General features: G+C 75.1%; 10 protein-coding genes. 9 read left to right on the forward strand and 1 reads right to left on the reverse strand.

Annotation, left to right across the window (positions count from 1 at the left end; all coding sequences use genetic code 11):
• The first annotated feature begins 1 nt into the window (after window position 1).
• From AB0F68_RS20860 to AB0F68_RS20880, 5 genes are all read left to right on the forward strand, one after another.
• Window positions 2–1,696 (forward strand): lipid II flippase MurJ, encoded by a 1,695-nt coding sequence (locus AB0F68_RS20860; RefSeq protein WP_357340772.1) that lies wholly within the window; start codon window positions 2–4, stop codon window positions 1,694–1,696.
• The gene (locus AB0F68_RS20865; RefSeq protein WP_357340775.1) at window positions 1,693–2,826 is read left to right on the forward strand and encodes a glycosyltransferase family 4 protein; all 1,134 of its coding nucleotides are present in this window, start codon (window positions 1,693–1,695) and stop codon (window positions 2,824–2,826) included. The genes AB0F68_RS20860 and AB0F68_RS20865 overlap by 4 nt, the downstream gene beginning before the upstream one ends.
• Window positions 2,826–5,180, forward strand: coding sequence for a hypothetical protein (locus AB0F68_RS20870; protein ID WP_357340777.1), 2,355 nt, complete (start codon window positions 2,826–2,828; stop codon window positions 5,178–5,180). Before AB0F68_RS20865 ends, AB0F68_RS20870 begins: the two co-directional genes overlap by 1 nt.
• 150 nt (window positions 5,181–5,330) lie before the next feature.
• Complete coding sequence (locus AB0F68_RS20875) at window positions 5,331–7,085, forward strand: CTP synthase (protein WP_357340781.1); 1,755 nt, start codon at window positions 5,331–5,333, stop codon at window positions 7,083–7,085.
• Window positions 7,086–7,161: 76 nt separating this feature from the next.
• A complete protein-coding gene (locus AB0F68_RS20880; RefSeq protein WP_357340783.1) occupies window positions 7,162–7,767 on the forward strand; it encodes an NUDIX hydrolase in 606 nt (201 codons plus the stop codon).
• A gap of 68 nt (window positions 7,768–7,835) precedes the next feature.
• Here AB0F68_RS20880 and AB0F68_RS20885 read toward each other — a convergent pair whose 3' ends face one another.
• Window positions 7,836–8,153 (reverse strand): TM2 domain-containing protein, encoded by a 318-nt coding sequence (locus AB0F68_RS20885; RefSeq protein WP_357341173.1) that lies wholly within the window; start codon window positions 8,151–8,153, stop codon window positions 7,836–7,838.
• A 229-nt stretch (window positions 8,154–8,382) separates the two neighbouring features.
• Between AB0F68_RS20885 and ald the strand changes: the two genes are divergently transcribed.
• The 4 genes from ald (at window position 8,383) to AB0F68_RS20905 (ending at window position 12,782) form a co-directional block, all read left to right on the forward strand.
• Window positions 8,383–9,498 carry an alanine dehydrogenase gene (ald, locus tag AB0F68_RS20890; RefSeq protein WP_357340785.1) on the forward strand — a complete coding sequence of 372 codons (1,116 nt, stop codon included), beginning with the start codon at window positions 8,383–8,385 and terminating at the stop codon, window positions 9,496–9,498.
• A gap of 26 nt (window positions 9,499–9,524) precedes the next feature.
• The gene (locus AB0F68_RS20895; protein WP_357341176.1) at window positions 9,525–10,517 is read left to right on the forward strand and encodes a site-specific tyrosine recombinase XerD; all 993 of its coding nucleotides are present in this window, start codon (window positions 9,525–9,527) and stop codon (window positions 10,515–10,517) included.
• Window positions 10,518–10,749: 232 nt separating this feature from the next.
• On the forward strand, window positions 10,750–11,673 hold the full coding sequence (locus AB0F68_RS20900; RefSeq protein ID WP_107078593.1) for an AAA family ATPase: 924 nt from the start codon (window positions 10,750–10,752) through the stop codon (window positions 11,671–11,673).
• 41 nt (window positions 11,674–11,714) lie between these two features.
• Entirely contained in the window at window positions 11,715–12,782 is a 1,068-nt protein-coding gene (locus AB0F68_RS20905; protein WP_357340791.1) for a ScpA family protein, read from the forward strand.
• The last annotated feature ends 4 nt before the right edge of the window (window positions 12,783–12,786 follow it).

The raw sequence follows: 12,786 nt of genomic DNA on the forward strand, positions 1-12,786 counted from the left end.
CGTGACGAAACCGGCTCCCCTCGCCGGCGCCGGCCGCGTGGCCGGAGCGGCCGCCCTCATCGCCGTCCTCACTGTGGTCAGCCGGCTCGCCGGCTTCGGCCGCACCGCCGTCTTCACCTGGACGCTCGCCCCCACCGACCTCGGTGGCGCCTACCTGGTGGCGAACTACGTCCCGAACTTCATCTTCGAGATCGTCGCCGGCGGGGCGCTGGCCAGCCTCGTCGTACCCCTGCTGGCCGGCGCGGTCGAGGCGGGGGAGCGGCGGGCGGTGGCCGCCACCACCGGGGCGCTGCTGACCTGGACGCTCAGCCTGCTGGTGCCGCTCGCGGTGCTGGTGGCGCTGCTCGCCGACCCGCTGATGGGGCTGCTCGGCCACGGCCTGGACGGCGCCCAGCAGGAGTCCGGGGCGCGCATGCTGCGGGTCTTCGCCCCCCAGCTGCCGCTCTACGGCGTCGGCATCGTGCTCACCGGAGTGCTCCAGGCGCACCGGCGGTTCGCCTGGCCGGTGATCGCCCCGCTGCTGTCCAGCGTGACCGTCATCGTGGTCTACCTCGGCTTCACCGCCGTCGAGGGACGGCTGGCCGGCGTCGGCGAGGTCGGCCCCGGCGGTGAGCTGCTGCTCTCCGCCGGCACCACGCTCGGCGTGGTGGTGCTGTCGCTGTCCCTGCTGATCCCGCTGCGCCGGCTCGGGCTGCGGCCGCGGCCCGGCTTCCGGTTCCCCGCCGACGCCCGGGCCCGGGTCGGTGGGCTGGCCGCCGCCGGGGTGGTCACCGTGGCCGCCCAGCAGATCGCCCTGGTCGTCGCGCTCAACCAGGTCACCTACGGCCGGACCGCCGACGTCGGCGTCTACAACCTCGCCCAGACGATCTACTTCCTGCCCTGGGCGGTGCTGGCCGTGCCGCTGGCGGTGGCCGCGTACCCGACGTTGGTGGCGGCCCGGGCGGCCGGCGACGAGCCGGCCTATCGGGAGACGCTCGCCCCGGCGGTCCGGGGGGTGGTGCTGTTCAGCCTGCTCGGGGCCGCCGCGCTGGTCGGCACCGCCGTCCCGGTCGGGCACTTCTTCTTCGACCCGGCGGACGCCGGCACGGCCGCGGCGGGCATCGCCGGCTTCGCCCCCGGCCTGCTCGGCTACGGCCTGTTCGCGGTGCTCACCCGGGCCCTCTACGCGCGGGGCGAGACCCGGTCGGCCACGGTCGCCACCGCGCTCGGCTGGCTCAGCGTGCCGGCGCTGGCCGTGCTGCTCGGGCACCTGCTGCCCCTCGCCGACCGGGTGCTCGCGGTGGCCCTGGCCACCTCGGCCGGCATGCTGCTCGTCGGCGGGCTGCTGATCGCCGCCGTGGTCCGCTCCGCCGGTCCCGCCGCGCTGGCCGGCGTGGGGCGGGCCGGGGCCGCCGGCCTGCTCGCCGCCGCGGTCGCCGCGCTCGGCGGCGCGGCCACCGCCCGAGGACTCGCCGGGCTCGCCGACGGGACCCCGACGACAGCGGAGGCCCTCGCTCAGGGCATGCTGTCCGGGGTCGTGGTCGGCGCCCTGTTCCTCGCCGTCGCCTGGCTGACCGACGCCCGCGACCTCCGGCCGCTGCTCGCGGCCGTGACCCGCCGGCTCGGCCGGCGGCGCCCGGGCAACGGGGGCGGCGGCCCGCGGGCGCAGCAGCACCCCGGGGAGCGGGGCGACGGAAAGGAGACCGTTTCCTCATGACGGACGCCTCGTCGGCGCCGCGGTGGCCCGGTTCGGTGGCCCTGGTGCTCGCCTCCAGCACCGGCGGGGTGGGGCAGCACGTCCGCTCGATCGCCCGGGGCCTCACCGAGGCCGGCGCGTCCGTGCTCGTCTGCGGCCCGGCCGCCACCCAGGACCAGTTCGACTTCACCGGGGTGGGCGCCCGGTTCACGCCGGTGGAGATCCCGGCCAGCCCCACCCCGGCCGACGCGCGGGCCGTCGCCGCGCTGCGCCGGACGCTGGCCGACCCGCCGGTCGACGTGGTGCACGCGCACGGGCTGCGCGCCGGCCTGGTCGCCGTGCTGGCCCGCCCGGCCGCTCCGCTCGTGGTCACCTGGCACAACGCCGTGCTGGCCGGCGGGCTGCGCGGCGGGCTGTCCCGGCTGGCCGAGCGGATCGTCGCCCGCAACGTCCGGGTCGCGCTGGGCGCCTCCGCCGACCTGGTCGAGCGGGCCGCGGCGCTTGGTGCCGCCGACGCCCGCCTCGCCCCGGTCGCCGCGCCGGCGCTGCCCGCGCCGCGCCGCCGCCGCGCCGCCGTCCGCGCCGAGTTCGGGGTCGCGGCCGACCGCCCGCTGATCCTCTCCGTGGGCCGGCTGCACCCGCAGAAGCGGTACGACATCCTGGTCGACGCGGCCGCCCGGTGGCGGGCCCGGAAGCCCGCGCCGCTGGTGGTGATCGCCGGGAGCGGGCCCGCCTACCTGCCGCTGGCCGCGCGGATCTCCACGACCCGGGCGCCGGTGACCCTGCTCGGGCACCGCACCGACGTGGCCGACCTGCTCGCCGCCGCCGACCTCGCCGTGGTGACCAGCGACTGGGAGGCCCGCCAGCTCTTCGCCCAGGAGGCGCTGGGGGCCGGCGTGGCGCTGGTGGCGACCGCCGTGGGCGGCCTGCCGGACCTGGTCGGCGACGCCGCGGTGCTGGTCCCCGCCGGCGACGTGGACGCCGTCGACGCGGCGGTGCGCGACCTGCTGGACGACGAGCCGCGCCGGGCCGACCTGGCCCGCCGGGGCGCCGCCCGGGCCGCGACCTGGCCGACCGAGGCGGACACCACGGGCGCCCTGCTCGACCTCTACGCCGAGCTGACGCCCGAGCACTCGACGGGGAACCGGTGATGCTGCGCAGACTGACCCCGGTGCTGCTGACCCTGGTCGTGGTGGCGCTCGGCATCACCGCGCTGGCCGCCCGCCCGGACCAGGGCGCGCCGGAGCGCAGCGCCGACTTCGTGGTGGTGGCCGGGGCGGCCGGGCTGCGCTGGGAGGACGTCGACCCGCAGACCACCCCCACGCTGTGGCGGATGGCCGAGCAGGGCTCGATCGGCTCGCTCTCGGTCCGCTCCGCGCACCGGCCCACCTGCCCGGTCGACGGCTGGCTCACCCTGGGCGCCGGCAACTTCGCCGCCTGGAACGGCAGCCGGCCGGGCGGCGGATGCCCGGCCGGCGGGGTGACCATCGAGCAGCCGGACGGGATCGGCGCGAACCTGCCGGACCAGGAGGGCGTGGTCGCGTACAACCAGGACCGGCTCTCCTGGGGGACCACCCCGGGCGCGCTGTCCGAGTCGGTGCGCTGCTCCGTGGCGGTCGGGCCGGGCGCCGCGGTGGCCGCCGCCCGCCCGTTCGGCCGGGTCGACCGGTACGCGCCGGTGCTCCCCGCCGACCCGGCGAAGCTGCTCGGCTCCTGTGTGCTGAGCATCGTCGACCTGGGCACCGTCGACGGCGAGGACCCGACCAGCCGGGCCGCCCAGGCCCGGCAGGTGGACGCCCAGCTCGCCCGGGTGCTCGCGGCCCGGCCGCCGCACTCGCTCGTGATGGTGGCGGGGGTCTCGGACACCGACACGCCGTCCCGGCTGCACGTCGCGGTGGCCGACGGCCCGGGGTGGAACAAGGGCTGGCTGACGTCGCCGAGCACCGCCCGCGAGGGCTACCTGCAACTGGTCGACCTGGCTCCCACGGCGCTGGCCGCCCTGGGCCGGCCGATGCCCGAGCGGCTCTTCCTCGGCCGGCCCGCCGTGTCGGTCGACGACCGCCCCGGCGACCTGCGCGCCGCGATCGACGCGCCGGCCGACGCGGACCGGGAGGCCGCCGCCCAGCGCCGGGTCGCCGGCTGGTTCTTCACCCTGCTCGCCGCCGCGCAGGTGGCCCTCGCCGTGGCGGTGCTGCCGCTGCTGCGCCGGGCCCGCCGGCACGCCGGTCCGCACGGACCCGAGCCGGTGTCCCGGCGGGTGGTGGCGGTGGTGGAGCTGCTGCTCATCGCGGCCGCGCTCGCCGTGCCGGCCGCCCTGCTCGCCGACGCCGTGCCGTGGTGGCGGGGCGAGCACGCCGGCTGGTGGTTCGCCGCGGTGACCGCCCTGTTGACCGTCGGCGGCACCGCCGCGGTCCGGTTCAGTCCCGGCCACGAGCGCACCCTCGGGCCGCTCGGCGCGGTGGCCGGCCTGGCCACCCTGGTGGTCGGGGTGGACGTGCTCACCGGCTCCCGGTTGCAGCTCAACGGCGTGGTCGGCTACTCCGCGCTGGAGGGCGGCCGGTACGCCGGGCTGGGCACCGTCGGGCTGGGCGTGTTCATCGCGGGCTCGCTGCTCTGCGGCGGGTGGCTGGCCCAGCGGGTCCGCCGGGCCTGGCGGCCGATGGTGATGGTGGCGGTCGGCGGGGCGGCCGTGGTGATCGTGGGCAGCCCCTACCTGGGGGCCGACTCGATCGGCGCGATCGCGCTCACCGCCGGGGTGAGTGTCGCCGCCGCGATCTGCTCCGGCGGCTGGCTGACCGTGAGCCGGCTGGCCTGGGCCACCATGGCCGGGCTGGCGGTCACCATCGGCTTCGCGGTGGTCGACGTGGGCCGGCCGGAGGCCGAGCGGGGCAGCCTGGGCCGGTTCCTCGCCGCGCTGGGCGACGGCACCGGCGGGCTCACCGTGCACCGGTCGAGCAGCGCCAACTTCCAGACCCTGGTGAACAGCCCGCTCACCGTGCTGGCCCTGGCCGGCGCGGCGCTGGTGTGGTTCGCCCTGCTCCAGCCCTGGGGCGGCCTGCTGCGGCTGTTCGGCATCTACCCGGCGATCCGGGCCGCGATGGCCGGCACCGGGGTGGCCGCCGGTCTCGGCGGCGTGCTGGGCGGCTCGGCGCTGGACGTGGCCGGTGCGGCGGGGGCCCTGGTGGTGCCGATGGCGGCCCTGGCGGCCCTGCGGGTGCTCGACCACTCCACCGACCGCACTCAGCCCGGCAGCGGCCGTCCGGGCGACGAGGGCGGGTCGGCCCCGCCCGGCGGTCCCACCGGCGACCGTCCCAGCGGCGGGCGCGCGGCGGAGGCCACCGGCACCGGCGGCGCCGCGCTGCCCGACCCCGACCCGGCCGCCGCCGGGGAGGGTGTGCCTGCGGAGCGCGACCGGGCCACGCCGGCGCCGGACGCCGCCGCCGACCGGGCGCCCCGGGTGCCGGTCCAGCCGGGCCCGGCATCGACCGAGGTGCCCACCGGCTGAGGCGAACCCGCCTTCACGTGCGTCGACGGCGGGTGCGACGCCGCCGCGGGGCCGGGGAGGTGTTACCGTGGAATCCCGTGGATCGCGTGATCACTTGGCTGATCGGCACGGCGGTTCGCACGACCGCTACGGACGACACGGGAGCAGGCCTTGGCCCCTTCAGCACGGACGACCAGGCATATTTTCGTCACCGGGGGCGTCGCCTCCTCGCTGGGTAAGGGCCTCACCGCCTCCAGCCTCGGCAACCTGCTCAGCGCGCGCGGGCTGCGCGTGGTGATGCAGAAGCTCGACCCGTACCTCAACGTCGACCCCGGGACGATGAACCCGTTCCAGCACGGTGAGGTCTTCGTCACCGAGGACGGCGCCGAGACCGACCTCGACGTCGGCCACTACGAGCGGTTCCTCGACCGCGATCTGTCCGGCAAGGCGAACGTCACCACCGGGCAGATCTACTCGGCGGTGATCGCCAAGGAGCGGCGCGGCGAATACCTGGGCGACACCGTCCAGGTCATCCCGCACATCACCAACGAGATCAAGGCGCGGATCCTCGGCATGGCCGACCCGGACGCCGACGGCCAGGTCCCCGACGTGGTGATCACCGAGGTGGGCGGCACGGTCGGCGACATCGAGTCGCTGCCGTTCCTGGAGGCGATCCGTCAGGTCCGGCACGACCTGGGCCGGGACAACTGCTTCTACCTGCACGTGTCGCTGGTGCCCTACCTGGCGCCGTCGGGCGAGCTGAAGACCAAGCCGACCCAGCACTCGGTGGCGCAGCTGCGCAGCATCGGCATCCAGCCGGACGCCCTGGTGCTGCGCTGCGACCGGGAGATCCCGGACAAGGTCAAGGAGAAGCTCTCGCTCTACTGCGACGTCGACCGAGAGGCGGTCACCGCCGCCCCGGACGCGCCGAGCATCTACGACATCCCGAAGGTGCTGCACCGTGAGGGCCTCGACGCGTACGTGGTGCGCCGGCTCGGCCTCTCCTTCCGCGACGTGGACTGGGCCAGCTGGGACGACCTGCTCGACCGGGTGCACCAGCCCCGCCACACGGTGACCGTGGCGCTGGTCGGCAAGTACGTCGACCTGCCCGACGCCTACCTGTCGGTGAGCGAGGCGATCCGGGCCGCCGGCTTCGGCCACCGGGCCCGGGTGCAGCTGCGCTGGGTGCCCAGCGACGACTGCGTCACCCCGGCCGGCGCGGCGGCGGCCCTGGCCGGCGTCGACGGCATCGTGATCCCCGGCGGCTTCGGCGTCCGCGGCATCGAGGGCAAGATCGGCACCGCCCGGTACGCCCGGGAGAACGGGATCCCGCTGCTCGGCCTCTGCCTCGGTCTGCAGTGCATGACCATCGAGGTGGCCCGCCACCTGGCCGGCCTCGACGGGGCGAACTCGCTGGAGTTCGACGAGCAGGCCGGCCACCCGGTCATCGCCACCATGGCCGACCAGGAGGACATCGTCGCCGGCAAGGGCGACCTGGGCGGCACCATGCGGCTCGGCGCGTACCCGGCGAAGCTGGCCGAGGGCTCGCTGGTCGCCGAGGCGTACGGCAGCACCGAGGTCAGCGAGCGGCACCGGCACCGGTACGAGGTGAACAACGCCTACCGCGACCAGCTCACCAAGGCCGGCCTGACCATCTCCGGCACCTCGCCGGACGGCCGGCTGGTCGAGTTCGTCGAGCTGGACCGGAACCTGCACCCGTTCTTCGTGGCCACCCAGGCGCACCCGGAGCTGAAGAGCCGGCCGACCCGGCCGCACCCGCTCTTCGCCGCGTTCGTGAAGGCCGCCGTGGCGTACTCCGAGGCCGACCAGCTCCCGGTCGACCTGGACGCCCCGGCGGAGGCCGCGGCGGCGAAGAAGGCGGGCCGCAACGGCGGCGCGGCGGCGAAGGCGGCGGCCGCGTCGTGAGCGAGCGGAGCGAGCGAACCATTCGGCTCAGCAGTGCGGCGCCTCGCGCCGCCGTCGAGCGAAGCGAGGCGGTGGCGTGAGTGCCGTGGAGCACCGGTACGAGGTGACCGGGCACCGGGAGATCTGGTCCGGCCGGATCTTCTCGGTGGTCAGCGACGACGTCACCATGCCCGGCGGGGGCGCCGCCACCCGCGACTACGTGCGGCACGTCGGCGCGGTGGCCGTGGTGGCCCTCGACGACGCCGGCCAGGTGGTGCTGATCCGCCAGTACCGGCACCCGGTGGGCCGGCACCTGTGGGAGCTGCCGGCCGGGCTGATGGACGTGCGGGGCGAGGACCTGGCCGCGGCGGCGGCCCGGGAGCTGGCCGAGGAGGCCGATCTCACCGCGGGCACCATCGACGTCCTGGTCGACCTGCACAGCTCGCCCGGGTTCAGCAACGAGGTGGTCCGGGTCTTCCTGGCCCGCGACCTGGGCGACGTGCCCGCCGAGCAGCGCCACGACCGGCGCGACGAGGAGGCCGACCTCCAGGTGGTCCGGGTCGACCTGGACGAGGCGGTCCGGATGGTCCTCGCCGGCGAGATCACCAACGCCTCCTGCGTGGCCGGGCTGCTCGCCGCGGCCCGCGCCCGGGAGACCGGCTTCGCCGAGCTGCGCCGCCCGGAGGCGCCGCTGCCCGGCTGAGCCGGACCGGACGACGAAGGGGCCGCGCGGTGCGTACACCGCGCGGCCCCTTTCCGCTATGTGGGCGCTCAGTCGCGCAGCGGGCGGCCCTGTCCGTCGACGCCACCGTTGACGAGGATCAGGATGCCGTCGATGGTGCCCCACAGGGCGCCGAAGCCGCAGGTCACGACGCTCACCACGAGCTGGAGCACGCCGGTCTTGGTGTCACCCATGTAGAAGCGCCCGGCGCCGAAGAAGCCGAGCAGGATGCCGAGGATGCCCGCGACGACCTTGCTCTTGTCCGAGACGCCCTGCGGGTACTGCTGATAAGGAGGAGTGGTCATGAGCGGACACCCTAGTGATCCACTGGCGTCCTGTCCGCACCGCCGCCCCGACGGTGGGAGGATGTTTACCGAACATTGTCCTGACGGCTGAGGCGGTCTCCACCGCTCAGCCCGGTCGATGCCTGACACACCGTCAGCACGACCGGGCACCAGATGTCACAGTGTTGGCCTCCGTGGGGTTCCCACGCGCCTAGACTGCCGCCGGGCGGGACCGGTGGACCGTGTCGGCAAAGGGGCCGTCGCGGCGCCGAGCAGTCGGGGGTGAGCTTCCCCGGAGGAAGGTGTCTGCATCGTGAAGGTCGGAATCCCACGCGAGGTCAAGAACCACGAGTACCGCGTGGCGATCACGCCCGCGGGCGTCAACGAGTTCACCCGCCACGGCCATGAGGTCTTCGTCGAGTCCGGCGCGGGCGTCGGCTCCAGCATCACCGACGACGAGTTCGCCGCCGCCGGTGCCAAGATCCTCGCCACCGCCGACGAGGTCTGGGACACCGCCGAGCTGGTGCTCAAGGTCAAGGAGCCGATCGCCGAGGAGTACCACCGGATGCGCGAGGGGCAGGTGCTCTTCACCTACCTGCACCTGGCCGCCTCCAAGGAGTGCACCGACGCGCTGCTGGACCGGAAGGTCACCGGCATCGCGTACGAGACCGTCGAGCTGCCCGACCGCTCGCTGCCGCTGCTCGCCCCGATGTCCGAGGTGGCCGGCCGGCTCGCCCCGCAGGTGGGCGCGTTCTACATGATGCGCACCGGTGGCGGCCGGGGCGTGCTGCCCGGCGGCGTCTCCGGCGTGTACGCGGCCAAGACCGTGGTCATCGGTGCCGGCGTCTCCGGCCTGAACGCGGCCGCCATCGCGCTGGGCCTGCAGTCCGAGGTGCTGCTGCTGGACAAGAACGTCGCCCGGCTGCGCCAGGCCGACGCCATCTACCGCGGCCACCTGCAGACCGTCGCCTCCAACGCGTACGAGATCGAGCGGGCCGTGGTCGACGCCGACCTGGTCATCGGCGCGGTGCTGGTGCCCGGTGCGAAGGCCCCGAAGCTCATCTCCAACGAGCTGGTCTCCCGGATGAAGCCGGGCAGCGTGCTCGTCGACATCGCCATCGACCAGGGCGGCTGCTTCGAGGACTCGCGCCCGACCACGCACGCCGACCCGGTCTACAAGGTGCACGACTCGATCTTCTACTGCGTGGCGAACATGCCCGGCGCGGTGCCGAACACCAGCACCTACGCGCTGACCAACGTCACCCTGCCGTACGCCCTCGAGCTGGCCAACCAGGGCTGGCGCGGGGCGCTGCGCAACGACCCGGCGCTCGCCCTCGGCCTGAACACCCACGCCGGCCAGGTCGTCTACGGCCCGGTCGCCGAGGCGCACGGCATGGCGGCGCTGCCGCTGGCCGAGGTGCTTGCCTGAGGGACGACGGCCTGAGGGAGGACAGTCTGACCGCCACTGCGGCCAGGGTCGGTGCGGGCGTCGAGCCCGCGCCGGCCCTGCGCCGTGCCGTCCGGGGCTACCTGGACCACCTCACCGTCGAGCGGGGACTGTCCGCGAACACCCTCGCCTCCTACCGCCGGGACCTGGACCGCTACCTGTCCACCCTGGCCGCCGCCGGGGTGACCGACCTGGCCGCGGTGGGTGCGGCCGAGGTCGAGGCGCACCTGGCCCGGCTGCGCGCCGGCGACGCCGACCACCCGCCGCTCGCGGTCTCCTCGGCCGCCCGTGCGGCCAGCGCCGTGCGTGGCCTGCACCGCTTCGCGTTGCGTGAGGGGATGGCCGGCGCCGATCCCAGCCGTGACGTCCGCCCGCCCGCCCCGCCGCGTCGGCTGCCCCGGGCGCTGCCGGTCGACGCCGTGGTCCGGCTGCTGGAGACCGCCGGCCCGGTCACCGCCACCGGCGACGAGGCGCCCCGCGCGCTGCGCGACCGGGCGCTGCTGGAGTTCCTGTACGGCACCGGGGCGCGCATCTCCGAGGCGGTCGGCGCCGTTGTGGACGACCTCGACCTCGACGCCGGGACCGTGCTGCTGCACGGCAAGGGCGGGAAGACCCGGCTCGTGCCGGTCGGCGGGTACGCGGCCGAGGCGCTGCGCGCCTGGCTGGTCCGGGGCCGCCCGGCGCTGCTGGCCGCCGGCCGGGGCACCCCGGCGGTCTTCGTCAACGCCCGCGGCGGCCCGCTGACCCGGCAGGGCGCCTGGACCGTGCTGCGCGCCGCCGCCGAACGGGCCGGCCTGCCGGTCGACGGGCCCGACGCGGTCTCCCCGCACACCCTGCGCCACTCGTACGCCACCCACCTGCTCGACGGCGGCGCCGATGTGCGGGTCGTGCAGGAACTGCTCGGCCACGCCTCGGTGACCACCACCCAGGTGTACACGTTGGTCACCGTGGAACGGCTGCGGGAGGTCTACGCGACCGCCCACCCGCGCGCCCACGGGTGAGCGCGAGGAGTGAGCCGGGGTTGCGAGCCCCGCAGTCGCGAACGAAACAGCCTCCCGGCTGACCACCGGCTCCGACACGCCGACCCGCTACCGAACGCGCTGCTGGCCCGTGGCGTACAGTCGGCTTCGGCGCGGGCCTCCAGGGGTGACGGACCGGGGGTGCGCAGCGGCGCCGCGAGGGACGTCGGACGGCTCCGACGCCGGGTGGTCGTCGGGAGGGGGCAACGAGGACATGGCAGGAAACGGTGACCGTGCCGAGACCTGGACGTCGGAGCTCCGCGAGCAGCAGGCGACGCTCGGCGCCGACCTCGGCCCCGCCGACCCGGCCGCCTACACCATGCGCAAGCCGATCCCCGAGCCGATGCCGACCGACCGGCACGGCCCGGCGCGGATCATCGCGATGGCCAACCAGAAGGGTGGCGTCGGCAAGACCACGACCACCATCAACCTGGGCGCCGCACTCGCCGAGTACGGCCGCAAGGTCCTGCTGGTCGACTTCGACCCGCAGGGCGCCCTCTCCGTCGGCCTCGGCGTCAACCCGCACAACCTCGACCTGTCGGTCTACAACCTGCTCATGCAGGACGACGTCACCGCCGAGGACGTCCTGATCAAGACCGACGTGGCCGGGCTGCACCTGCTGCCGGCCAACATCGACCTCTCCGCCGCCGAGATCCAGCTGGTCAACGAGGTCGCCCGGGAGATGGCCCTGGCTCGGGTGCTCCGCACGGTCCGCAAGGAGTACGACTTCATCCTGATCGACTGCCAGCCCTCGCTGGGCCTGCTGGCGATCAACGCGCTGACCGTGGCGCACGGCGTGCTCATCCCGCTGGAGTGCGAGTTCTTCAGCCTGCGCGGTGTCGCGCTGCTCCTGGACACCATCGACAAGGTGCGCGAGCGGCTCAACTTCGACCTGGAGCTCGAGGGCATCCTCGCCACCATGTACGACAGCCGCACCACCCACTGCCGCCAGGTGCTCCAGCGGGTGGTGGAGGCGTTCGGCGACAAGGTCTACCAGACGGTGATCACCAAGACCGTGAAGTTCCCCGAGTCGACGGTGGCCGGTGCCCCGATCACCACCCTCGACCCCGCCTCCTCAGGCGCGCGCAACTACCGCCAGCTCGCCCGCGAGGTGATCGCCGCCCAGTCGGAGCGGTAGGCCGTCCGCCGGGTGTCCAGGTCGTGGACTACGGTTTGCCGGTGACCGCACCGCCCCTCGACCCGCCGACCGGCGCCGCCGACCCGGTGGCCGCCGCCGGGCTGGCCGCCGAGATCGACGGCGTGCTGCCGGCGGACCCGGCCACCGTCGAGAAGACCACCGGCTTCACCGTCCGGCTGGACAACTTCACCGGCCCGTTCGACCTGCTGCTCCAGCTCATCAGCAAGCACAAGCTGGACGTCACCGAGGTCGCCCTGCACAAGGTCACCGACGAGTTCATCGCCTATCTCCGGGCCATGGGCGACCAGTGGGACCTGGACGAGACCAGCGAGTTCCTGCTCGTCGCCGCCACGCTGCTGGACCTGAAGGCGGCCCGGCTGCTGCCCGCCGCCGAGGTGGAGGACGAGGAGGACCTGGCCCTGCTGGAGGCCCGGGACCTGCTCTTCGCCCGGCTGTTGCAGTACAAGGCGTACAAGGAGGCGGCGGCGCACATCGCCGAGCTGGAGTCGGTCGGCGGGCGGCGCTACCCGCGGGCGGTCACCCTGGAACCCCGCTACGCCGAGGCGCTGCCCGACCTGGTGCTCGGCATCGGCCCGGAGCGGCTGCTCAAGCTGGCGCTCAAGGCGATGACCCCGAAGCCGGTGCCCGAGGTGTCCATCGCGCACGTGCACATGGTCCGGGTCAGCGTCCGGGAGCACGCCGAGATCATCTCCGAGCGGCTGCGCCGCGCCGGCACCGCCAGCTTCTCGCTGCTCTGCGCCGACTGCGAGATCACCCTGGAGGTGGTGGCCCGCTTCCTGGCGCTGCTGGAGCTCTACCGGCAAGGGCTGGTCGCCTTCGTCCAGGAGCAGGCGCTGGAGGAGCTGACCGTGCGTTGGACCGGCTCCGCCGACGGCGGCACCGAGCTGACCATCGACGAGTACGCCGGCTCCCCGGAGCCGACCACCCCACCCGCGGACGACCTTTCCGCCGCGGCGGACGACGCCGCGCCGACATCTTCCGCCCCGGCGGCGGATGACGCCGAGCCGACGCCTCTCGCCGTGGCGGCGGACGATGCCGTGCCGACATCTTCCGCCGTGGCGGACGACGCCGCGCCGACGCAGGAGTGACCCG

Source organism: Micromonospora sp. NPDC023966 (assembly GCF_040639095.1).
GTDB lineage: Bacteria > Actinomycetota > Actinomycetes > Mycobacteriales > Micromonosporaceae > Micromonospora.

What these genes read in the sequence shown, in the direction of transcription:
- AB0F68_RS20900 (WP_107078593.1), top strand. Translation starts at nt 10,750, where the DNA reads ATGGCAGGAAACGGTGACCGTGCCGAGACCTGGACGTCGGAGCTCCGC.
- AB0F68_RS20865 (WP_357340775.1), top strand. Translation starts at nt 1,693, where the DNA reads ATGACGGACGCCTCGTCGGCGCCGCGGTGGCCCGGTTCGGTGGCCCTG.
- AB0F68_RS20870 (WP_357340777.1), top strand. Translation starts at nt 2,826, where the DNA reads ATGCTGCGCAGACTGACCCCGGTGCTGCTGACCCTGGTCGTGGTGGCG.